Origin of the sequence: Desulfovibrio sp. JC022, assembly GCF_010470665.1 — a bacterium.
GTDB lineage: Bacteria > Desulfobacterota > Desulfovibrionia > Desulfovibrionales > Desulfovibrionaceae > Maridesulfovibrio.
This window is the reverse complement of record NZ_VOPZ01000001.1, coordinates 242,181-264,593: the sequence shown is the minus strand read 5'-3', so window position 1 is coordinate 264,593 and position 22,413 is coordinate 242,181. Positions and strand designations below refer to the sequence as shown.

At 48.3% G+C, this 22,413-nt stretch carries 22 protein-coding genes and 1 riboswitch; of the genes, 19 read left to right on the top strand and 3 right to left on the bottom strand.

The window, feature by feature from the left end:
- Positions 1 to 10: 10 nt before the first annotated feature.
- The 16 genes from FMS18_RS01100 (at position 11) to FMS18_RS01025 (ending at position 16,336) form a co-directional block, all read left to right on the top strand.
- Entirely contained in the window at positions 11 to 1,570 is a 1,560-nt protein-coding gene (locus tag FMS18_RS01100) for an AAA family ATPase (RefSeq protein WP_163291893.1), read from the top strand.
- Between the two features lie 66 nt (positions 1,571 to 1,636).
- Positions 1,637 to 1,737, top strand: a riboswitch (SAM riboswitch).
- 327 nt (positions 1,738 to 2,064) lie between these two features.
- Positions 2,065 to 2,337: a hypothetical protein gene (locus FMS18_RS01095; RefSeq protein WP_239060912.1), complete on the top strand. Its 273-nt coding sequence runs from the start codon at positions 2,065 to 2,067 to the stop codon at positions 2,335 to 2,337.
- A 127-nt stretch (positions 2,338 to 2,464) separates the two neighbouring features.
- Positions 2,465 to 3,055: a hypothetical protein gene (locus FMS18_RS01090; RefSeq protein WP_163291891.1), complete on the top strand. Its 591-nt coding sequence runs from the start codon at positions 2,465 to 2,467 to the stop codon at positions 3,053 to 3,055.
- A gap of 14 nt (positions 3,056 to 3,069) precedes the next feature.
- Positions 3,070 to 3,588, top strand: coding sequence for a nitroreductase (locus tag FMS18_RS01085; RefSeq protein WP_163291890.1), 519 nt, complete (start codon positions 3,070 to 3,072; stop codon positions 3,586 to 3,588).
- Entirely contained in the window at positions 3,588 to 4,214 is a 627-nt protein-coding gene (locus FMS18_RS01080) for an MBL fold metallo-hydrolase (RefSeq protein ID WP_163291889.1), read from the top strand. The genes FMS18_RS01085 and FMS18_RS01080 overlap by 1 nt, the downstream gene beginning before the upstream one ends.
- Positions 4,215 to 4,471: 257 nt before the next feature.
- Positions 4,472 to 5,077 carry a flavodoxin family protein gene (locus tag FMS18_RS01075; protein WP_163291888.1) on the top strand — a complete coding sequence of 202 codons (606 nt, stop codon included), beginning with the start codon at positions 4,472 to 4,474 and terminating at the stop codon, positions 5,075 to 5,077.
- A complete protein-coding gene (locus FMS18_RS01070; RefSeq protein ID WP_163291887.1) occupies positions 5,070 to 5,453 on the top strand; it encodes a response regulator in 384 nt (127 codons plus the stop codon). Before FMS18_RS01075 ends, FMS18_RS01070 begins: the two co-directional genes overlap by 8 nt.
- A 3-nt stretch (positions 5,454 to 5,456) precedes the next feature.
- Complete coding sequence (locus tag FMS18_RS01065) at positions 5,457 to 6,200, top strand: ComF family protein (RefSeq protein ID WP_163291886.1); 744 nt, start codon at positions 5,457 to 5,459, stop codon at positions 6,198 to 6,200.
- 74 nt (positions 6,201 to 6,274) lie between these two features.
- Entirely contained in the window at positions 6,275 to 9,361 is a 3,087-nt protein-coding gene (locus tag FMS18_RS01060; RefSeq protein ID WP_163291885.1) for a DUF5714 domain-containing protein, read from the top strand.
- Positions 9,362 to 9,430: 69 nt separating this feature from the next.
- A complete protein-coding gene (rplU, locus tag FMS18_RS01055; protein ID WP_163291884.1) occupies positions 9,431 to 9,742 on the top strand; it encodes a 50S ribosomal protein L21 in 312 nt (103 codons plus the stop codon).
- 33 nt (positions 9,743 to 9,775) lie between these two features.
- Complete coding sequence (gene rpmA / locus FMS18_RS01050) at positions 9,776 to 10,045, top strand: 50S ribosomal protein L27 (RefSeq protein ID WP_163291883.1); 270 nt, start codon at positions 9,776 to 9,778, stop codon at positions 10,043 to 10,045.
- 222 nt (positions 10,046 to 10,267) lie between these two features.
- Positions 10,268 to 11,317: a GTPase ObgE gene (obgE, locus tag FMS18_RS01045; RefSeq protein WP_163291882.1), complete on the top strand. Its 1,050-nt coding sequence runs from the start codon at positions 10,268 to 10,270 to the stop codon at positions 11,315 to 11,317.
- Positions 11,292 to 12,434 (top strand): glutamate 5-kinase, encoded by a 1,143-nt coding sequence (gene proB / locus FMS18_RS01040; protein ID WP_163291881.1) that lies wholly within the window; start codon positions 11,292 to 11,294, stop codon positions 12,432 to 12,434. Before obgE ends, proB begins: the two co-directional genes overlap by 26 nt.
- Positions 12,435 to 12,722: 288 nt before the next feature.
- A complete protein-coding gene (locus FMS18_RS01035) occupies positions 12,723 to 13,961 on the top strand; it encodes a hypothetical protein (protein ID WP_163291880.1) in 1,239 nt (412 codons plus the stop codon).
- Positions 13,962 to 13,963: 2 nt separating this feature from the next.
- The gene (locus FMS18_RS01030; RefSeq protein WP_163291879.1) at positions 13,964 to 15,109 is read left to right on the top strand and encodes a hypothetical protein; all 1,146 of its coding nucleotides are present in this window, start codon (positions 13,964 to 13,966) and stop codon (positions 15,107 to 15,109) included.
- Positions 15,110 to 15,121: 12 nt separating this feature from the next.
- The gene (locus FMS18_RS01025; RefSeq protein WP_163291878.1) at positions 15,122 to 16,336 is read left to right on the top strand and encodes a hypothetical protein; all 1,215 of its coding nucleotides are present in this window, start codon (positions 15,122 to 15,124) and stop codon (positions 16,334 to 16,336) included.
- Here the strand turns inward: FMS18_RS01025 and FMS18_RS01020 are convergent.
- A complete protein-coding gene (locus FMS18_RS01020) occupies positions 16,333 to 17,115 on the bottom strand; it encodes a potassium channel family protein (RefSeq protein WP_163291877.1) in 783 nt (260 codons plus the stop codon). The genes FMS18_RS01025 and FMS18_RS01020 overlap by 4 nt on opposite strands.
- Before the next feature lie 139 nt (positions 17,116 to 17,254).
- Between FMS18_RS01020 and FMS18_RS01015 the strand changes: the two genes are divergently transcribed.
- Positions 17,255 to 18,433, top strand: coding sequence for an MFS transporter (locus tag FMS18_RS01015; RefSeq protein WP_163291876.1), 1,179 nt, complete (start codon positions 17,255 to 17,257; stop codon positions 18,431 to 18,433).
- 257 nt (positions 18,434 to 18,690) lie between these two features.
- On the opposite strand, the gene FMS18_RS01010 is transcribed toward FMS18_RS01015, so the two are convergent.
- Both FMS18_RS01010 and FMS18_RS01005 read right to left on the bottom strand, forming a co-directional pair.
- Positions 18,691 to 19,047 carry a PilZ domain-containing protein gene (locus FMS18_RS01010; RefSeq protein WP_163291875.1) on the bottom strand — a complete coding sequence of 119 codons (357 nt, stop codon included), beginning with the start codon at positions 19,045 to 19,047 and terminating at the stop codon, positions 18,691 to 18,693.
- 103 nt (positions 19,048 to 19,150) lie between these two features.
- Positions 19,151 to 20,362: a cation:proton antiporter gene (locus FMS18_RS01005; protein ID WP_163291874.1), complete on the bottom strand. Its 1,212-nt coding sequence runs from the start codon at positions 20,360 to 20,362 to the stop codon at positions 19,151 to 19,153.
- A 388-nt stretch (positions 20,363 to 20,750) separates the two neighbouring features.
- On the opposite strand from FMS18_RS01005, the gene satP reads away from it, so the two are divergent.
- Both satP and argB read left to right on the top strand, forming a co-directional pair.
- Entirely contained in the window at positions 20,751 to 21,308 is a 558-nt protein-coding gene (satP, locus tag FMS18_RS01000; protein ID WP_163291873.1) for an acetate uptake transporter, read from the top strand.
- Between the two features lie 203 nt (positions 21,309 to 21,511).
- Positions 21,512 to 22,390 carry an acetylglutamate kinase gene (gene argB / locus FMS18_RS00995; protein WP_163292253.1) on the top strand — a complete coding sequence of 293 codons (879 nt, stop codon included), beginning with the start codon at positions 21,512 to 21,514 and terminating at the stop codon, positions 22,388 to 22,390.
- Positions 22,391 to 22,413 lie beyond the last annotated feature (23 nt).

The following is a 22,413-nucleotide window of genomic DNA, read 5'->3' as shown; positions in this document are numbered from 1 at the left end:
CGGTAATATTATGCTGGAACTGCTTAGAATACGCGACCTTGCTCTTATCGAAGATGCCGAAATCGAATTTTCACCGGGCATGAATGTACTCACCGGGGAAACCGGAGCCGGTAAATCATTCATCCTGCGAGCCATTGATTTCCTGACCGGACAAAAAATGCGTCCGGACATGGTTCGCCCCGGCAAGGAGCAGGCTTTTGTGGAAGCTCTATTCATTCACCCGGACGGGACAGAGTCCATTGTACGGCGGGTACTTTCCGCCGAAACAGGCCGCAGCCGTGTTTACGTGGATGACAAACTCAGCTCTCAAAATACCATCCGCGAAATGGGCGCATCCATGATCCTGCACACCAGCCAGCACGCCCAGCAGAAGCTTCTCCAACCTGCCTATCAATGCCGCATGCTGGACACATTTCTGGATGACATTTCCCTGCCGATCAAAAAGGATGACATCCTAACTGAGCTACGCACATTGCTGACCAAAAAAGAAGAACTTAAAGAACGTTCCTCTTCCCTGCTGGAGAAAAAAGATTTCCTTGAATTTCAGCGAACTGAAATTGAAAAAGTAGCCCCCTACCCCGATGAAGAAAATGAATTGCTCGAAAAGAAGAACGCACTCCGCGCGCAGGAAGATGCCGGGAAATGTATTGAAAACGCCATGGATATCATGCGCGGCCCACTTGATGTTTCCGGCGGGGTTTCAGCACTAGGCATGGAGATGGAACGTATCTGCGAACTTTTTCCTGATTTTGGTCAGGACCGGGAAGCGGTTATTGAATTCAAGCATTTTCTTGATGAACTGGCAGGTAAGCTGCGCGCCCAGCCTCTTGATTTTGATTCAAATGAATCCATCGACGACATTGAATCCCGGCTCTACGAACTTTCCAAACTTAAAAGAAAATTAGGCCGGACTCTTGATCAGATTGTTGATCTGCAACAGGAAATTCAAGACAATTTAGACTTCTTAGATTCCTGCGCTCTTGAGCTTGCCCAGATCGAAAAAAAGGAAAAAGAACTGGTCGAGCAGCTTTCCGAGGCACTGATAAAACTGTCCACAGCCCGCGAAATTGCCGCAAAAAAGCTTACTGACCGTGTTGTGGCAGAGCTAAAAGGACTGGGATTTTCCGAACATGTGCAGGTTAAGTTTGAATTTCAGCCCCACGAACTTTATCCTGGGCTCAATGAAATGCGCGGGCGTTTGATGTGGATTCCAAACCCCGGTCAAGCCGCCCAGCCGCTGGACAAAATAGCATCCGGAGGTGAGCTTTCCCGTTTCCTGCTGGCAATAACCGGACTGCAAGGCGAATCCGAAAAGCCGACCCTCATTTTTGATGAAGTAGATTCCGGCATCGGCGGGCATACCCTGAACCGGGTAGGCGAAAAAATGCAGGACCTCGCCGACCGCCAGCAGCTAATTGTAATCACCCACTGGCCGCAGCTCGCAAAACTGGCTGAACGCCATTTCCTGATCCATAAAGGTGTGGTTAACAAAGAGACTTTTACCACCTGTCGGCAATTGGATTCTGTTGAAGTTGAGGTTGAATTGGCTCGGATGGCCGGGGAGGAGTAAAAAACCACTTGACGCCATCCCATCACCTGAATATCTTATCACTACGTTCTTTGAACCGAAAATATTTACTCATGAAGAGGATGTGAGGGACTTAGGCCCGTTGACCATCCGGCAACCTGCTCCAACAGCAAGGTGCCAATGCCTGCCCTATACGGGGTCCATGAGAGGGATTTAATACATTGAATTTCTTGAAGGCATTTCCGATTGGGAATGCCTTTTTTCGTTTCTGGAGACCCGGAACGCTAACTAAGTACGCCAAAAAACAACTAGAGTTGTTTGAGCAAGATTTAAATCAAATCCTACAGTTAGCATTAACCGGGAAATCCGGTGGGAGGATTTATGGATACTTGCGCTCCCACCTAAAAAACAGATGCCGCTAAAATGCCCGAATGAGGAAAGTTTTGCTTGGCACATGAACTGCAACGCAAAACATCAGGCGTCAAATGCTTCAGGGCATTCTTTTGGAAGCAAGACGCAAACATGGAGACAATCCAATGACCGACATCGTAAAAAAAGCCACCGGTAATTTCCACTCAGGAACAATCTGTTTCTTCTGTAGAGACAATGAAAGTGAGCCCTTTCCCGCTGATTACACTGACCCTCTGGCTCTGCTGGGCGACATCAGTGAACTGCATCTGGGCAAAGTCCAGCAGGAAGAACTTCGCAAAATTCTGAGCCGTGAAATTGAAGAAGACGGCGCAGAGTCCGTTTGGAAAAACCGCACTTACCGTAAGAACATCATCCTGTCCTTCGGCAAGCTGGTCTAACCTCCCCGGCTTAAGCCGAAAGTGACTTGCAAAGCCCTCCCGGATTAATCCGGGAGGGCTTTTTTCTGTCCTTGCAATTAGGGTCATGTATGTTTAAAAAAAAACAACATCACAATCCGGGGGAAATATGAATATCAAAGGCTTCTTGAAAACCGCAATCCTGCCCGCAGCTCTGCTGGCTATGACCGTTACATCCGCAGCAGCTGAAGAAAAAATCTTCACCGTCATCAACCATACCGATAACGTTATCCGGGTCTGGGGTAAGTCCAATGATTTTAAATTCGGGCGCATCAAGCCGAAAACCATTGCCGACTGCACCTGCAATGCATTGTATAATAAAGACTGCTTTGATAAAAAAGGCGGCAAGGCCAAGGTTAAACTTGCCCTAGAAGCCAGCAACGGCAAGGATCTCTATTCCGGCGATACCTGCACCAAGCTTTACGTTGACCCCGGAACTTTCATTGATGTGACTATCGATACAGATGGAAGACACATCAAGTGCGCTATTATCGATAAGTACGAGATCAGACAGCCTATCCCATCCTTTGAAAAAGCAGATACAAACAATGACGGTAAAATTGACGAGCAGGAAGCCGAGGCTATCCAGCTGAAAGGCAATTTTAAAGATTTTGACCATGACCTGAACAGGGAACTCAACCCCAAAGAGTTTGACCGGGCCATCAATAAAATCAATATTTTTCGCGGCGTACCTTTTTAGTGACGGAGACTTTTATGAATACAACCAACCCTGTACTTGAAGCCCTTTACGGACGCCGTTCCATTAGAAAATTTACAGACCAGCCGGTATCACACGATGAGCTGACCGCTATTCTGGAAGCCGGACGCTGGGCACCCAGCGGACTGAACAACCAGCCCTACCGTTTTCTGGTGATCCATGAGGATGACGCACGAGTCGCCCCCCTTGCGGAGTGTACCAAGTACGGGCACATAGTTAAGGCAGCCAAAGTACTGATCTGCATTTTTCTGGACAAACAGGCCATGTACAGCGAAATGAAAGATCATCAAGGCGCGGGTGCCTGCACCCAAAACATGATGCTTGCGGCCCACTCCCTCGGATTGGGAACCGTCTGGCTCGGTGAAATCATCAATCAGCAGGATCAGGCCTTGGAAGCGCTAAGCCTTCCTGCTGAAAAATACGAACTTCAGGTTGTCCTCGCTCTCGGGCACCCGGATCAGAGCGGCAACTCAAAACGAAACGAACTCTCAGAATATATGCTGGAGGATTTTTAATGGAAATCAAGATTTTTCCCCTCGGTCCCCTTGAGACCAACTGCTTTGTAATTATTAATGAAAACAAGGCTCTGGTCATTGATCCGGGCGGCGATCCGACCCCGGTACTCTCCTATCTTAAAAAGACCGGAGTGGAACTGGAACGCATCCTGAACACCCATCTTCACTTTGACCATATTCTCGGTAACCGGGCACTGGCTGATGCCAGCGGAAAAACCATCTACGCCTCAAACGATGACCTCGTACTCATGGAGACACAGGTCGGGCGCGGCGGCCTGATGGGCTTCCCGGAAGTTCCCCATTTTGAAACCGAACATATCGGTGAAGGCGAGACCGAACTGATCGGGCTGGAATGTAAAATTTACTCCACCCCCGGTCATACTCCGGGCAGCTTGACCTTCCACTTCCCGGCTTTGAAGGCAGCTATTGTGGGTGATCTCATTTTCCGCCGCTCCATCGGCAGGACGGATTTTCCGTATGGAGATACCGAACAATTGCTGAACTCGGTTAAAGAGAAGATATTCTCCCTCCCGGCAGAAACTGAACTCTTTGCCGGACACGGCCCTTCAACCACTGTGGGTGACGAGATGAATCACAATCCCTATTTCAGCGGAGTTCAAATTTAAGCGGAGACAGGTATGAGCAAACAAAAAATTGTCGATGCCCGCAACAAATGCTGAGGCGTAGGACTGGAGGTAGGTTGGTATCTCCGTTTTGCACGAACCGATGAAATAACAGCCCTTGTGGACAAAGGAACGGTAGAGCAGCTCTACCATCAGCTGGAAATTCTGCCCGAGTGGACTCTGAAAACATTCGAAGAGGAAGACCACATCCGCGCGATTTTCAGCAGCAAAGTGCCACGGGCAAAAAAGAACGATAAAAAATGACACAGCTTCCGGTTATATTCAAATGCAGCCATCACCGAAAAGGAAACAGCGACCTTGCTGCCGACCTTTTCCTGAAAGGAATTCGCAAAGCCGGAGGCGACGCGGAAACCGTCATCCTTGGCGATATGGATTTCGAACATTGTATCGGCTGCCTGAAATGCCGTACAGCAGCTGAGAACCGCTGCATTTTTGCTGATAAAGACGGGGCGCAGGAGTTATACAATAAAATAATTTCCGCCCCTTTCACTTTCTTTGCCTCTCCTATATACTTCTACCATCTGCCCTCCCGGCTGAAGACCTTCATTGACCGGGGCCAATGGGCATTTGAAGCCGCAACCGGAGACTCCCCGCTCATGAATGGACTGGGCCAGCGGCCCGCCTATGCCTGCTTGCTGGCAGGAAGGCCAAAAGGCGAAAAATTGTTTGAGGGTGCGGAACTCTCGCTCAAATTTTTTCTAAGATTTTTCAAAGCGGAACTTGTTCCGGCTATGACTTTCCGGGGAATTGATGAGCCGCTTGACTTGGCGGGTGATACTGAGAAATGCGCACTCATCAGCGGGTATGGAGAAAAAGCATGGCAAAGGAATATAAATAATGGATGATGTTATTTTTCCCGATATGAAACTGCTGGTAGCTGAAGATTCAGCCCCGGTGCGCCTAGTACTCAAGACCTATCTCGGCAAGCTGGGTATTACCCCTAAGTTTGCAGAGGACGGTCGCGAGGCTATGGAAATGCTCACCTCAAACAACTTCGACATAATAATTATGGACGTACACATGCCCGAGTTAGGCGGGCGCGAAGTAGTTACCAAGGCACGTGAAAAGGGAATAAAGACTCCAATTATTGCCATGACTACCGGGGACGACCCGGAGCTGCTCTCCAGTTGCATTGAATCCGGTTACAACGGCTTCCTGCTCAAGCCGATCTTAAAAGAAGACGTCATTAATACAATTAAAAAATATCAGCCAACCGCGTAAGCGATGTTTGCCAAATTCCTGCAATATATCTTCCCTGTAACCAAGCTTACGGGATTGAAAAAAGCATTCAGAGAAAAACGCTGCCCGGCCTGTCTGAACATTCACACGGAAAAAGGATTATGCGAATCCTGCCTCAGCACCATCAAGCCTAAGCCGGAAAATATATGTATTGTTTGCGGCAATAAACTAAATTCACCGGACGCCATTTCCCTTCCCTGTATTACCTGCCAGACTGTTCCCCGCAACTTCAGCAGACTATACTTCCTTGGCCTGCATGAAGGCTTGCTACGCGATATGCTTCTAGGCTGGAAATTCAACAATCAATACGGTTATGACACCGTCTTCCAGCAATTCATCAGCAGGAGTTGTGCGGACATACCGGAAACAAACCGCCCGGATCTAACTATCCCGGTCCCGCTGCATCCTTCAAGGCTGCGGGAACGCGGCTTCAACCAATCACTTATTCTTGCCCGTTTTGCATCCTCAGCCACCGGGGCAAAATTGTCAGCCAAAGCTCTTATCCGTACCCGTAAAACCATTCCCCAAACCAAACTCAGCGGCTCTGCAAGACGCAAGAATCTGCACACCGCCTTTGTCGCCGCCCCTTCCCTTGTTAAGAATAAAAAGATTCTGCTCGTAGATGATGTTTACACCACCGGTTCTACCGTTGATGAATGCGCCCGCACATTGCTTGAAGCCGGGGCAGAGCGCGTTGAAGTGCTTACCCTTTCACGGGCCTTGATCTAACCCTTACTTATAGGTAAATTTGATTTTTTACCCAAAATTTTACAAATACATATTTTCTTCCAAGGAGACTGACCTTGTCCTTCAATATCTCAGAGTGGACCCGGATTACCCATAACGACACTCCCGTATATCTCAGACCTAATTCCCCGGACTGGTTTGTCCCCACTTCTTCCGGAGATAACCTGCTGAATTTCATCCAGAAGAATCCCGACGCAAAACTCTCCATTGAAGACAAACGATTTCTCATGCGGTTGCCTGATGCGGACAAGTCAATCTATCCCGGAAGATACGAATTACTGAAGACCGATAATCTGCGAGAACTCTGGTTCCACATTACCGACAATTGCAACATGGCCTGCACCCACTGCCTGTTCTCCTCTTCACCGCAAGCCAAACGAGAACTGAAAACAGAAAGAGTGCTTGAACTTACTGCCCAAGCTGAACAACTGGGCTGCAAAATGTTCGCCGTTACAGGCGGAGAGCCGCTGGTACACAAGGGACTGGATAAAATCCTGACCCGCATGCTGCACATTGAATCCAGTCATGTGGCGATACTGACCAACGGGCTGACCGTTAAAAATTTCTTTTCAAAACATCACTACGACTTCAACCGTTTGCATTTGCAGATCAGTGTGGACGGCATAGGCAGAACCCACGACAAACTACGTGGCGAAGGCATGTTCAAGGCTCTTGTAAAATCCCTGAACTGGCTTTCAGACGAAGGAATCCCCTTCACCCTTTCCATGTGCGTAACCAATGCAAATGTACACGAAATGAAGGATGTGGTGGAATTTGCGGCCCGTACCGGGGCTTCAAATGTACATTTCATGTGGTATTTCGTGCGCGGTCGTGGTGAATCAAATGAATTCGTCAAACCCGATAAAATCTATCCCCACCTTCTGGAAGCATGGGAAACCGGAGAGCGAACCGGAGTGACCATCGACAATGTTGAAGCAGTCAAAAGTATGATTTTCGCCCCCTGCGGAACGATACACGACGGTTCAACTGCCGGGTGGGAATCTTTAGCTGTCGGCCCGGATGAAAATTTATACCCTTCTGCTGCTACAGTCGGCATTGAAGAACTATCCACCTGTATTAATGATAACTTAGATCAAGCATGGAAAGAAAGTGCCTGTCTTGAAAAGCTGCGCAAAAGCAGTGGTAAAGATCTCAATACACCTTTTAAATTGCTCCTTGGCGGCGGCGATACCGACCACAGCTACATGCACAAAGAAAGCTTCATGGGCGACGATCCATACAGTCCGCTTTATGAAAAGTTAGCTCTTGAGCTGATCACCCGAAAGGCTACTGAATCTCGAAAATTCGACGCACCGCACCTGCTCCTTAAAATGGGAGACAAGCTGGACCGCTGTTCCGGACATGGCCCGGTGGCCCTGACCCACACAAACTGCCTGCTGGCCGTTGCCGGAAACAACAGTCTTGCAGTGGTCAAAGATTTTTACACTGAAGCTGCCGGCATAGCCAATGAAGATATTATCAATCCAGCAGGATACACAGCGGACCTGATGGCCCATATTCCCGCAAAATACAGATTCCGGGGCTACGGATGCGGTTCCCCGATCATGGATGCCGGAATTTCAGAGGATGAACACGTGGTAGACCTCGGCTGCGGACGGGGTATTGAATGCTTTATTGCCGCCAAGATGGTCGGACCTAAAGGCAAAGTGACCGGAATCGACATGCTTGATCCCATGCTGGACCATGCCCGTGAAGGTCAGGCAGCGGTTGCAGAATCACTGGGCTACGACAACATGGATTTCCGCAAGGGCTACCTTGAATCCCTACCCCTTGATGAAGGTACCGCCGATCTGCTGCTCTCCAACTGCGTACTCAACCTTTCCACCGACAAACGACGCACCTTTGCCGAGATGTTCCGGGTACTCAAACCCGGAGGCAGACTGACCATTTCAGACGTGGTCTGCGAAACCGAACCGGGGCCGGAAATCCGCAATGATGACACCCTGCACGGAGAATGCATTGCCGGAGCGCAGACTCAGAAGAATCTCTGCGGCCTGCTCGAAGAATCTGGTTTTGAATCCCTGATCATGATCAAGCGTTTTCCTTACCGCACCGTAGGCGGACACCAGTTCTTCTCCCTGACTTTTTCAGCCCGCAAGCCGGATGAAGGGAATACGGTCAAGGCAGTTTACCGTGGTCCATTGGCTACCGCTGTCACATCCGGCGGGACCATGCTCAGCCCCGGTAATGTGGCGGAAATCCCGGAACAGGAAGCAAATCTCCTGGGTGAACAATTATTCATTATAAATAATGAAGGTGCGGTAGATAATATTTTCATCGGCGAATCCTGCTGCTGCCCCACCCCGGATTCCTTTGACAACCCCAAGCCGGAAAAAGAAAACAATTCAGTAGCCCCCTCCTTGAAAAACATGGAAGGGTGCATGGTCTGCAGTGCGGAGCTTGAGTACCTGACCGAGTACCGAAAAATGGTCTGTTGTTTCTGCGGGGAAGAACATGAAGCCAACGCACACTGCGTGGACGGTCATTTTGTCTGCGATAAATGCCACAGCAAAGACGCTATGGAAGTACTGCCCCATCTGCTGAAATCCAGCACGGAAACCGATATGATTGAGCTGCTTAAAAAAGTACGCAGCCATCCGGCAATTCCCATGCACGGACCTGAACACCATGCCCTTGTTCCGGGCATAATTGCCGCTGCCTATAAAAACAGCGGCGGGGGTATTGACGAAAAGGTCATTGATACGGCAGTATCACGCGGCGCAAAAGTTGCCGGAGGGTTCTGCGGATTCATGGGAGTCTGTGGAGCAGCCATCGGCGTAGGTACGGCCATGAGTGCCATTCTGGAAGCAACCCCCCTTACAGCGTCTGAACGCTCCATTGCCCAGAAGGGAACTCTCGCTGCCTTGAAACTGATTGCGGACATAGAAGCTGCACGCTGCTGCCAGCGAGACTGCTGGCTGGCCCTGAAGGCTGCGGCGCAGGTTTCAGAAGATGTTCTGGGCTTGCGCCTTAAGGCAGATGCGCATATACTATGCGATCAAATGAAAACAAATAAAGAGTGTATGGGGCGCAATTGCCCGGTGATTAGAAACAGTAAGGGTAATCAACCGCCTGTCACTCAACTTCTGGGTAAGATAACAAATTCTGAAAAAAAAGTTTAATTCCTACTTGACTTTTCCATCTAGATACGAATATCTTCCCCTCTCTTACGTGACGGAGGTAAGCAAAAAATGTATGCAATAATTGAGACTGGCGGCAAGCAGTTCCGCGTTGAAGAAGGTCTGGAACTCAATGTCCAGAAAATGGACGCTGAAGCAGGCACTAAAGTCGATCTGGATAAAATTCTTCTTATCGGTCAGGGCGAAGACGTCAAAATCGGTGCTCCTTATGTTGAAGGTGCGAAAGTATCTTGCTCTATCGTAGAACATGGTCGTGATAAAAAGATCATCGTTTTCAAAAAAAGACGCAGGAAAGACTCTCAGACCAAACAGGGTCATCGTCAGGACTACACAAGAATCAAAGTGGAAGCCATTCAGGCTTAAGCTTGACGACAGAACCTACTAAGGAGGCTAATAATGGCTCATAAGAAAGCGGGCGGTAGCTCGAAAAACGGTCGCGATAGTAATGCCCAAAGACGTGGTGTAAAACGTTTTGGTGGTCAGGAAGTACTGGCTGGCAACATCCTTGTTCGCCAGGTTGGTAGTAAAGTCCACGCAGGTACAAACGTTGGCACCGGTAAAGACTGGACCTTGTTTGCACTGGTTGACGGTGTTGTGAAGTACGAAAAGTACGTTCGCAAAAACCGCGTTAAAACCAGAGTACACATCGTTCCTGCCGAAGCCTAGACATCAGGCGAAAGCTTTTTTTCAGGCAGGGGTCGCATTACACAATGCGTCCCCTGCCTTTTCGTGTCTTTTCGGCAGCATTTCTTTATAGTAGATAAACCTTATTTTTCGATTTCACTCCCCTTCCCCCCTCAAGGATTCTAAAAGAAAATTATTTCCTTTGGCAGCCGGAGGAGAAATCACCCAACAAAGCGCGAAGCGCATCCTAATCAGGTATTTGTTATGAAATTCATAGATGAAGCAACTATCACGGTACGTTCCGGCAAGGGCGGCAACGGATGCGTGGCATTCCGCAGGGAAAGATTTATCCCCAAGGGCGGCCCCAGCGGCGGTGACGGCGGTAAAGGTGGAGACCTCATTTTCAGGGGCAGCTCCAAACTTCTGACCCTCTACGACTTCAGACTTAAAAGAGTCTACGAAGCCAAGAGCGGACAACAGGGCATGGGCCGTGATAAGTACGGTAAAGCTGCTGATGATACCATCATCGATCTTCCTCTCGGTACACTTGTATATGAAGTGAACACTGAAGACGGCTCTGAAAAACTCATCGCCGATCTCACTCAGGAAGGACGCGAAGAAGTAATCTGCAAGGGCGGTGACGGTGGTCGTGGTAACATCCACTTCAAATCTTCCACCAACCAGGCACCGCGTCAGTCTGAAGACGGTTTTCCCGGTGAAGAAAAACGCATTCGCTTGCAACTCAAGATCATTGCGGACGTTGGCCTGCTCGGTCTGCCGAATGCCGGTAAATCGACCTTCATTTCTAAAATTTCCGCTGCGAAACCCAAAATCGCGGCCTACCCTTTCACCACCCTCGTGCCCAACCTCGGCGTGGTGGATGATGACATGGGCAGCAAACTGGTCATCGCTGACATTCCCGGACTCATTGAAGGGGCCAGCGAAGGACTGGGACTGGGACACCGTTTCCTCAAACATGTGGAACGGACCAGATTCCTCGTCCATATCCTCAGTGCAGAAGACCTGAGCCTTGAAGATCCGCTGGACGGATTCAATATGCTCGACGAAGAGCTGCGCATTTTTGATGAAGAAATGGCCGCTAAAACCCAGCTGCGGGTCATCAACAAAATTGACCTTCTTTCCGAGGAAGACCTTGAATCAATCAAGGCCAAAGCCGACGAAGCCGGTCAGAAAATTTATTTCATATCCGCCCTCCACAGTGACGGGGTTCAGGAACTCCTCAAAGATATGTGGGACAGATTCAAAGCCATGAATCAAGAGGAAGAAGATGAGCAGGACGAACAACAGGATTGAGACATTACAGGAAGCTAAACGCATTGTTGTAAAAATCGGCAGCGCGGTTCTGACCACGGCAGAGGGCATCAACCTCGGCCTGATCTGCCGTCTTGCCGACCAACTGGCGACCCTGCACGAACGCGGGGTCGATATAGTTCTGGTATCGTCCGGTGCTGTTGCTGCCGGACGAAATTCAATTCCTTCCGGCGCAAAGCTGGATGACCTGCCCGCGCGGCAGGCAGCTTCGGCCATCGGCCAGTCCCGGCTCATGCATGAGTATGACGAGACCTTCCGCCGCTTCGGCCTTGTGACCTCTCAGGTCCTGCTCACTCGCGACGACCTCAAACATCGCGACCGTTTTCTAAATGCCCGCAACACCCTTTCAAGACTGCTTGAATGGCGGGTAATCCCCATCATCAATGAAAACGACACCGTGGCTGTTCAGGAACTTGAATTCGGGGATAACGATACCCTCGCCAGCCTGATCCTCAACGTGGTTGAAGCCGATCTTTTTATCAACCTCACTTCCGCTGACGGCGTATTTGACAAGAACCCGGACAAGAATCCCGATGCCAAGCCGCTGGCCTGCATTGAGAATGTACACGATCTCGATCTTGATGCCATGTGCGACGGCAAAACCGCCGTGGGTTCAGGAGGGATGTTTTCCAAGATGCGTGCGGCCAACCGTGCTGCCCAACTCGGTGTTCCTACACTTATCCTCGCTGGCAAAGAGCGCATGATTATCGAGCGCGTTTTTAATGGTGAAGAGTGCGGAACATGGATTGTTCCTGATGAAAAATCCGTATCCAGGCGCAAGTACTGGCTGGCTTACCATTGCGATCCCGCCGGTGATCTGATTATCGATTCCGGGGCTGAAAAAGCGTTGCTTTCCGGGGGTAAAAGTTTATTACCAGCCGGAATATCCGAAGTTGAGGGAAAATTTAAAGCCGGAGAACTTGTCCGCGTGGTCAACACTTCAGGCAAGTCCCTTGCTGTGGGATTGTCCTGTTATAGCTCCGCAGACATGCTCAAAATCATGGGCTGCAAATCCTGCAATATCGAATCGATCCTCGGTAAATGCCCCTACCCCGAAGCCATTCACCGGGATAATCTACTGTTGGACGCTGCTTTGTAAGAAACCTCCGGCGGCCCTTCGGGGACCAAAGAACCCTTTGGAAAGGGTTCTCTGGACTCTCCTAAACTTTTCATCAGGGCTTCGCCGCTGAGCGTGTTAAATCCATCATGTTTATCACTTAGGACAGGTTCTAAGACCTGTCCTTTTTTTTGCCCTATAATTATGCCGTGAACGGATTAATTATTTTTATGTATATTTTTATCATATAAACATAAAGTTTTCTCAAGAACAGCCGATTATTAACGCAATACAAGATTCACTTAAGCCTAAGTTAGAGAGGCAAAGATCATGCGTATCTCATCATTCGGACAATCCACAACTTCCACTTTCGACATCAATACAATTACCGATAATTTCAAAAAGAAAAACGCGGACAAAATTGCTGCTGAAAAGAAGAAAATAGAAGAGGGCATCAAAACCGAAAAAGATATATCGCAAAGCGACCTTGGTTTTACAATCGAAATGGCCATAAACGAATCATGCAAGTTCCTGCATGAAGGAATATCCAAAATATTCATAGGTGGAGAGTCCACTCTGGCCGGCAGAAGCAGTAACGAATACGACAAACACATTGATGCCCTATCCGAAGCAATACAACTACAGGACTACAAAAAAGCAGAAAAACTTATAGACAAGTTCTTCGGTGGAAGCACCGATAAGATTGTTGGCAAAATTAAAATGCTGGCTGAAGCAACTGAAGACAAATTCTGGAATGAGATAGAAGATGGAATCGCTGATTTGCCGGGAGGAGGAGCTCAATATAATTTTAGATACGATGGTAAGACGTATGAAAAAATTACAATGAAAGAGATGACCGTGCTGGCTTTGAGGCTGTCGAGAGAAGAAGTTAACCCTTTTTCTGATCAGGATTTTTCAGGAATTACCGATTCCATCCGCAAAGCCGCAGTCGACAACGCCAAAGTTAAACTCGAACATGCCGGGCGTAACAAATACTCTGAGGACGCAACCAGCGTCACAGCTTCAGCGGCCGAATTTTCTCGCAACAAGATTTTTAATACCAATGATGTCGTCATCAAGGAAGACAAAGAGAAATTATCCGACATTTATGCCCTTGAACCCGGCGAGAAAATCAATCAGGAACAACTCGACAGACTTAAACATCGCAATAAACGTAAGACAGATAATTTCTACGATTACGCACGGGAACGGGTTAAACGCTTCCACTCAATTTACGGAACCCTGAAAAGCACTGCCATGCTTGTTAAAAAAGGTGAAGAAGAGCAGGAGACACCAGATAAAACATCTGGAGTCGTAACAGCGGATGGTGCCTCGGGGCAGCAGACACCGTTAACAGAATCAGGGAAGACGTCACTTACGGCACCAGTGCAACCGTTGGTCAAAGCGCAACAAAATCAAATAGAATTACAAAAAAATATCAGTGACATTATTCTGGACGACCATTCAGAAAGAAATAATGTAAACGAAACCGATGCCATAAATAAATATAAGACCCAACAGAACAAATGGGACGAATATTTAACCGATTCTGATCAGGAAGGAAAATAACCATGCGTATACAGGGTTTTAATCAGTCCAACCAGATGCAAGTCGGCTCTTTCAAGTCTAGTAATACCAAGGATGAAAATTCCACTCGTCCCGAGGAGATTACAACTTCAGCAGCAGACATGCCGCCGCGCAAAATTTCCCAGAACAGCATTGAATTCCAGCTTGAAAGAGTTATGCGCAAATCTGCCGACTTCCTGAAAAAAGGTTTGGAGAAAATCTTTGACAATGGAGAACAGCTGCTAGCCGGACGCAACAGCGAAGAATACCGGGAACATATAGATGAATTGGGCAAAGCAATTCAAGGACAGGACTTCAAACGGGCAGAAAAGCTGATCGACAAATTTTACAATGGAGACACCGACAAAATCATTACCCGTCTTCAAAATCTAGCCAAGGCTGCTGAGGACAACTTTTGGGACAATATAGAGGATGGCCTCGACTTTCTGAAAAAAGACGGCCTGAAATGGACTATGTACATTGACGGTAAGGAGCGCGACGACCTTTCCACCTTCGACCTCGCCAAAATGGCCATTGAAAAATCACGCAATGAAGTTGAAAAATTCTCTTCCGAAGATTTAAGCGATTTAGTTAATGCCACCCGTAACAGTGCGGCAGCCCATGCCAAAGGCAAGCTCAAAAATGCTGGGCAGAATAAATATTCTGAAGATGCCCGAAGCGTAACTCATGCAGCAACTGAGTTTGCCAAAAGCAAGATATTCAACACCGATGACTCCAACTACGAAGAAGATCAAAAAATCCTCAAGGATATAGACGAACTTTATTACAACGAAGGTGTGACCGAAGAGCAGCTGAATCGGCTGCGGCACCAAAATACCCGCAAGGCTGATAAATTCACCAAATTCATGCGCGGCAGAACGGATTCTTTTGTCAAAGAATTAGACAAGCTCAAGCTGGCCGCCAGCCCCAGAGTTGTCGAGAAACCGGACAATTCCCAAGAACAGGTCCAATCCACATTATCACCCATGGAGCAGCAATTAAAAAACGGTGTTGATCCGCAACTGCTGTCTTTGAACGTAGAGGGCATGCTTGAATCATCACAGCAAAATGAAAATACCGAGAAGCAAGCTGCTCAATACATAAACACATATAGTGAAGATATTTACCCTTCAATCGACTGGGAAATTTAACCGAGGTAAACCATGCAGATCAATTCCACCAACCAAAGTAACGTAGGCAGCTTCAATTTCCGCACAAGTCAGGAAACATCTTCACGTAAAATAGAAGAGGATTCCGCAAAAGCATCCACTGCCAAATCAGTTAACGGTAAGGAAGAACTGAAGGTTATTAAACCGGTGGATTGGGAAACAATTGAATTTCATATTGCCGAAATAGTTGATCAAAAATCCAATGAACTTCAAGAAGGGCTGGAGAAGATATTTAAGGAGGGCAACGAAAATTTCCTTTCTGGTAAATCCGGGCTTGAGTACGACAAACACATCAAGGAACTGACCGCGGCGATTGAAGGGCAAGATTTCAAGGGTGCCAGAAATATCATCGACAAATTCTTCACCGGGGACAAAGAAGAAGTTATTGAACGGGTTCAGAGTCTGGCGAAATCAGTCAAGGACAGCTTCTGGAACAAAGTTCGTGATAGATTTAAAGACATGTATGTTGCCGAGCACCGCACCACCTACGCAAAAGGGGAAGAACCTGAAAGTGCCCTGCCCTACGTGCAGCGGGCTATTGAACGGGCCAAGACCGCAACTGCTGAATACGATATCTCCGACAAAGAACTTGCCCAACGGGTCAGTTCCTCCCTCGAAACAGGACGAGAGCAATCTAAAAGCAAACTCAAAAATGCGGGCCGCAACCGCTACTCCGAAAGCTCAGAAAGCGTGACCCATGCCACCGCCCAATTTGCCAGAGACAATATTTTCGGTGGGGATGCCAACTCCAGAGCGGAAGATAAAATCAACAGAAGCAATGCCTACAAAAGGCAAAACTCGGAAATTGGCGCCCTCTCGCAGAAATCTGTAGATAAGCTGAATGAAGCCAACAAAGGCAAAGATGATGATTTTTCAAAATACCTGTTCAAAGGCGGTGAAGCATACTTTGAAGCCCTAAAATCAGAACTGGGAGTAATGAAGCTTTCCAGAATATCATACACCACTGTTGAAGAAGAACAGGCCTATCAGGATTATCAGAAATCTCAACAGGGGCAGGAAGCAGGTCCGATGAACATTCAACTGGGTCCCATAAGGGATGTGCCGATGACTCTGGCTCTTCAGGAGAGCTCAACTCAGCAGGCTTTTTACTCTCCGGTAAAAGTCACCGAGCTATACGGTAACGAAGAAAAGGAACAATTCGGCAGTAACCAGAAAAGACAGTTAAGCGACTTCAACGGCTGGACTTAAGGTCCTCCTGCTTCATGCCGCTCATTCTCCGGTTCATCACCTAGCCCTCCCGGCTTTTCACCGGCAGAGCCCAAATGCTGCTGAGAAAGGAACGCCCCGAGGATTCCTGCAATGAATACTGCCAGATACATCTGCCCGAAAAGGCCTTGCAGGATCGAGAGAGAACGAGCCATGAACGACACCGGCAGGATATCCCCGTAGCCCACGGTAAGCATTGTCACGTAGCTGAAATAAGTTAAAGCCCCGCGCACAGCGAAAACATTCTCAGTAATATCAATTCCGGAAAATGATCCGTCTTTTAAAATCTCGCACAGACTGTAAGCATCGGACCAAGCCAGTCCGGCCAGCATGTAAATGCATATGGCCCCGGAAATCAAATCGCGGGTAACTCTTTTCTGCCGCCACATGAACTGCTGTATGCCCCAGATGGTGATAAGCAACATGAGCATATCAGCCACTTCACTACCCGCCAACCAGAGCATGGACCTCGTCTTAAAAAACAGGATAGAACTGACCAGCGAAACCCCATAAAGTCCGAAATAAGCATAAAGTTTGGCTTTATTGACCACTATTGCCGAAACAGCGGAAAGCAAGACCAGATAGGTATAAAAATACAATACCTGCTGTAAAAACAAGGAATCCCCGGCAATGGGGCTAATAAATATCTGCCCCACCAGAAATCCAAGCAGGACCGTGAATTTCGACGGGCTGTTCTTAAAAAAATGGTAGAGTCTAAACAGGAACGGGCTGTATCTGAGTTCTTTATTTGATTCGGGCATGCCCCATTATTACCCGACAACAGTACGTAATTCCATATTTTTGTAGCATTAGCTTTTTTCAGTCCTTTCCGGCTGTTGCTAAGAGGTTCATTTGGGAGTAGCTTTCGTGATTCACTTTACCCCAAAGGACTGACCGCAGATGGACGCTTTATATAAAAACAAGAACTTACAAATCGTTTTCTCAGTTACGCTCATGGCGATCATGGGTGTTTCAAGCATCATTCCGGCCCTGCCGGAAATGATCCGCGAATTCGGTATTTCCGCATCAACAATCGGGCTTATATTCACTATTTTTACTCTGCCGGGCATCATATTCGCCCCCTTAGCCGGGATCTTTGCAGACCGACTGGGTCGTAAAAAAATACTTGTGCCTTCATTAATTTTATTCGGGATCGCCGGGACAGCCTGTTTCTTTGCCCCGGATTTCCATTCCCTGCTGTTACTCCGCTTTATTCAAGGAATCGGTGCCGCTGCCATCGGGGTTATCAACCTGACCATTATCGGGGACCTTTTCAGCGGTAAGGAGAGAATCAAAGCCATGGGACTCAATGCCGGGGTCTTGAGTATGGGAACCGCTATCTTCCCTGCGATTGGGGGAATACTGGCCCAGATCTGTTGGGAAGCACCTTTTCTGCTATCGCTAACAGCCCTTCCACTGGCATGGCTGGTGGCTTTCCGGCTGGACAACCCGGAACCGTCTGCTGATGGAAATTTTAAAAAATACATGAAGGACGCTCTTGCCGGCATGCGCTGCAAGGAAGTCTTAAGCCTGTTCGCAATATCCCTGCTGACTTTTATTATTCTCTACGGACCAATTGTGACCTACCTGCCCCTGCTGCTCAATTCGCGGTTCGAGGCTTCTCCGCTCATGATCGGGCTGGTTATTTCAAGTGCATCTTTTATTACTGCACTGGCAGCCTCTCAGATGGGCAGACTGGCTCACTTCATGTCCCAGCCGCTCATGATTTCCATATCCGCCTTTGCCTACGGAGCGTCCATGATCATGCTCCCGGCTGCGGATTCGGCTTTGTGGTGTATTCTTCCGGTCTGCGTTTTCGGGCTGGGACAAGGGCTGAACCTGCCCAACTCCATGTCCATGCTCACGGCAATAGCCCCCATGGAACAGAGAGCGGTATTCATGTCCGTAAACGGAATGCTGCTCCGCGCGGGCCAGACAATTGCCCCTATTTTAATGGGATTGATATACTCCGGCTTCAACCTGCAAGCAGTATTCTATGCCGGAGCTGTGGTAGCCGCAATGATGCTGGTAATTTCCACTATGTTTTTGCGAGGATTTGAAGCTGAGACAGCGCAATAGCACTATGACATGTGCAATAATTGACTGAAAACAAAATTTTGTTCATTTTCGAGCTCCTCCTGCCGGGGATCAATTTAAACAGGGATTGTTCGAAAAAATGAAAGTTGGATTTATCGCCTTTATGGAGCACATCTTCAATCCACTCCACATATATTGCAGACTCGTGGACTGCGGCCTGCCTTCTACAAAGGCGAAAAAAATGGCCCGGGCTTACGAACTATGCCTCTTCAAACCCGCCAGCCTGTGCATACCGACGATCAAGCATCAAAAGCGGGTGAAGTAAGCTCGTTGTCTATTGAGTCCGCGTCTTCAGCGTTGAACTGAATCAAACGACGCAAATGAGTAAAACTATTCTCATCCATATGATGAAAATCCGCAGCCAGACCGGTCTCATCAGAGCGGACAATCTTTGCGTTGACTCTGATTATGGCTTCCTCGGAGAGCGGAATGGAAATTTCGCATTCATCCCCCACAAAGAACCCCCTCACCGGATCACAAAGAATTCCTTTCAAGCTAAGGTTGTGTGATTCCACAAAAGCATCAATGTCTTCTTTATGCAGCACAACCCTGAAGCCTGCATTAACTCGGATTCTGCGTCTTTTATTCTGATCCATGAGAACTCCATCAAGTGATAAAAACTAACTATCTTTGATTACTTTTAATAGATTTTGCTTTGTTATTCAACATAATTAAAACTTATACATCAAACTTTTCAAGTTAAAACGAACAACCTTCGCGATTGATCTTCCGTTTTTCCCCAGGGGTTATATCTCCCACTTTGTTCAAGGCAAAACGAGTACATATGGGGCCCGCGATCTCGAAAAAAACCGTCGTAGCCGCAATAACAGAAACCACAGACTGAAACTCCTCAAACCTGTGCGCAGCTGTGAGAGCCATCCCTAGGGCAATCCCGGCCTGCGGCATCAGGGCCATGCTCATCCACTTGCCGAAAAACAGACTTTCCCCCCCTTTTCTCGCTCCAAGAAGACCTCCCACAAAACGACTGCCTATGCGCAGCAGAATATAAAACATGATCAGCTTCTGGTTAACGTAAATATGTTCAACCTCGATATTTACTCCGGCAAATAAAAAGAAAAGCACTACAATGGGCCATTCAATAGACCGTATTGAATAAAAAGAACAATCCATGCGTTTGGCAAGATTGACCACCACCATCCCCATGGTCATAGCCGCCAGCAAAAAGGAAACATCCAGCCACATGGCAACGCCGCCGCAGATACAGACCATGCCCAAAGCTTCAAGCAAAGTATGCTCCCCGGACTTCAAATATCCGGTCAAATAACTCATGGGTGCACCAAGCACAGCCCCCACAAAAATTGCATACACAATATCCTTACCGCCGTGCACAAGAGTCTCAAAGCTGCCACCGCCACCGCTGGCCAACATCTGAGCCGCTGCCAGCATAAGACTGAAAACTATTAGGCCGAGAGCATCATCAAGGGCAATAATTTTAAGTAGGACTTCAGTGAAACGTCCCTTGGCATTGACCTCATGAACCACATCCACGGTAGCAGCAGGAGCGGTTGCCGGGGCTATGCCGCCATAAATCAAGGCTAACGGCAAAGGGATACCTGCCAACCAGAGCCCGCCTCCAACGATCACCGCCGTAGCCCCCACCACCCCGAGAGTTATCCAGAGCACCAGCATACCTGAACGGCGCAAAGACGCATATTGCAACGAACTGCCCAGCAGAAATCCGATCATAACCAAGGCCATATCTGCAACAACAGGCATCCAGCTCCGAGTGGAAACCGGAAGCAGATCGAATCCGGACGGACCAATCAGAAATCCCGCAACCATGAGGATCGAAACTCGTGGTATAGGGGTATTCCTGCCGATGGTGTCAGCTAAAAAACCGACCATGAACAGCATTCCGAGAGTGATTAAAGTCATGGCGGATACAGTCATCTGTGCTTCCTTCCCACTATTTCAGATTTAGTCAGGACAATGTTGTAACCGGGAAATACGCACCATATTATCCCGGTAATTTATGTCATAAACATCATAAACCATTTTCTTCGAAGAAAAAAGATTATCCGGCAGTAAAAGCAACGCAAGCACTGATTAGGCATTCATTTTTTATAATTACGACAACCATTAATTCAGCTCAATACTGGTGTCTGCCTAATTTATCACTTGCAATTAAACTCATTTTAATTTAGCTGAATGAGCGTTCACTACCCACAAAACACACCCACATTCCACCAAACACCACCACTCACATTTCCGCTGTAACCCACCGACGGCGGGAGCCCGGATCAGGTGTGTTTTGAAAGAATTATTTTAGGAGAGACAAATGGACTCAAAACTCGCAAACCCCGCCCCGCTCGGCCTGATGGGATTCGGCATGACCACCATCCTGCTGAACATCCACAACGCAGGATTTTTCCCCATCAGTTCCATGATTTTGGCCATGGGAATTTTCTATGGCGGTATCGCACAGATCATCGCCGGAATAATGGAATTCAAGAAAGGCAACACCTTCGGGACCACCGCCTTCACTTCCTACGGTCTGTTCTGGCTGACCCTGGTTGCCCTGATCGTCATGCCCAAGATGGGGATTGCCGATCCCACCCCGCACGCATACATGGGCTGGTACCTACTTATGTGGGGACTCTTCACCATGTTCATGTTCCTCGGAACTCTAAAGAGCAACAAAGTACTTCAGTTCATCTTCTTTTCCCTGACAGTGCTCTTCTTCCTGCTGGCGGTAAGAGATTTCTCCGGCAGCCACTTCATCGGGACAATTGCCGGATGGGAAGGAATAATCTGCGGAGCTTCCGCATGCTATCTTGCCATGGCTGAAGTCATCAATGAACAGTACGGACGCACTGTCCTGCCCATCGGCGAATAAAAACAGTCAACTTCTTCATGTCAGTATGAAGGCCGCGCTACCTGAATGGTAGTGCGGCTTTTTTAATTATAATCATGCCAATCCAAGCCCAACAAACGCACCCCTTCCCCTCACCAGACTTTTAAATTATAGATAGCTGACGATGCGGAACCGCTATCCGCTCACTCACAGCAAAAGCTTCAGGAGAACAAATCGACATGGACATGGAACAAGATATTATACGGGCTAAATTTCTGATTGAATCTCTGCCGTACATCAAAGAATTTTACGGAGAAACAATTGTCATCAAGTACGGCGGAAATGCCATGATCGATGAAAACCTGAAGCGAGCATTCGCCCTGAACATCATCCTGCTCAAATACATCGGCATCAACCCGGTGGTAGTGCATGGCGGCGGCCCCCAGATCCAGAAGATGCTCAGCGCGCTGAATATCGACAGCCAGTTCAAGAGCGGCTACCGGGTCACCGATGAAGCCACCATGGACGTTGTTGAAATGGTCCTCGTGGGGCAGGTCAACAAACAGATTGTCAACCTGATCAACCTGCAAGGCGGCAAGGCGGTAGGACTTTCCGGCAAGGACGGGATGCTTATCAAGGCCGAGCAGAAAGAACTGGTCATCGAATCCGAAACAAAATCCCCTGAGATCATCGACCTCGGCAAGGTGGGCGAAGTGACCGAGGTCAACACCACCCTGATCGAATCTCTGCAAAAAGACGGATTCATCCCGGTTATTGCACCAGTAGGAGTTGACGACGAAGGTTCAACATACAACATTAACGCTGATTCCGTAGCCGGGGCTGTTGCAGCTGCCATGAACGCCAAACGCTTGCATCTGCTGACCGATATTCAGGGATTGCTGGATGCGGACAAGAATCTTGTCTCCTCCATGACCTGCCGAGAAGCAGCCGAAGCAATCGACTCCGGTGTGGCGCAAGGCGGCATGATTCCCAAACTGAGCTGCTGCCTTGAAGCGGTTCACAGCGGCGTTGAAAAAGCGCACATCATTGATGGACGGGTTGAAAACTGCGTGCTGCTCGAACTTTTCACCAAAAGTGGTATCGGCACTGAAATTGTCGGCTAACAGGCTGTATTTATACGGAGAAA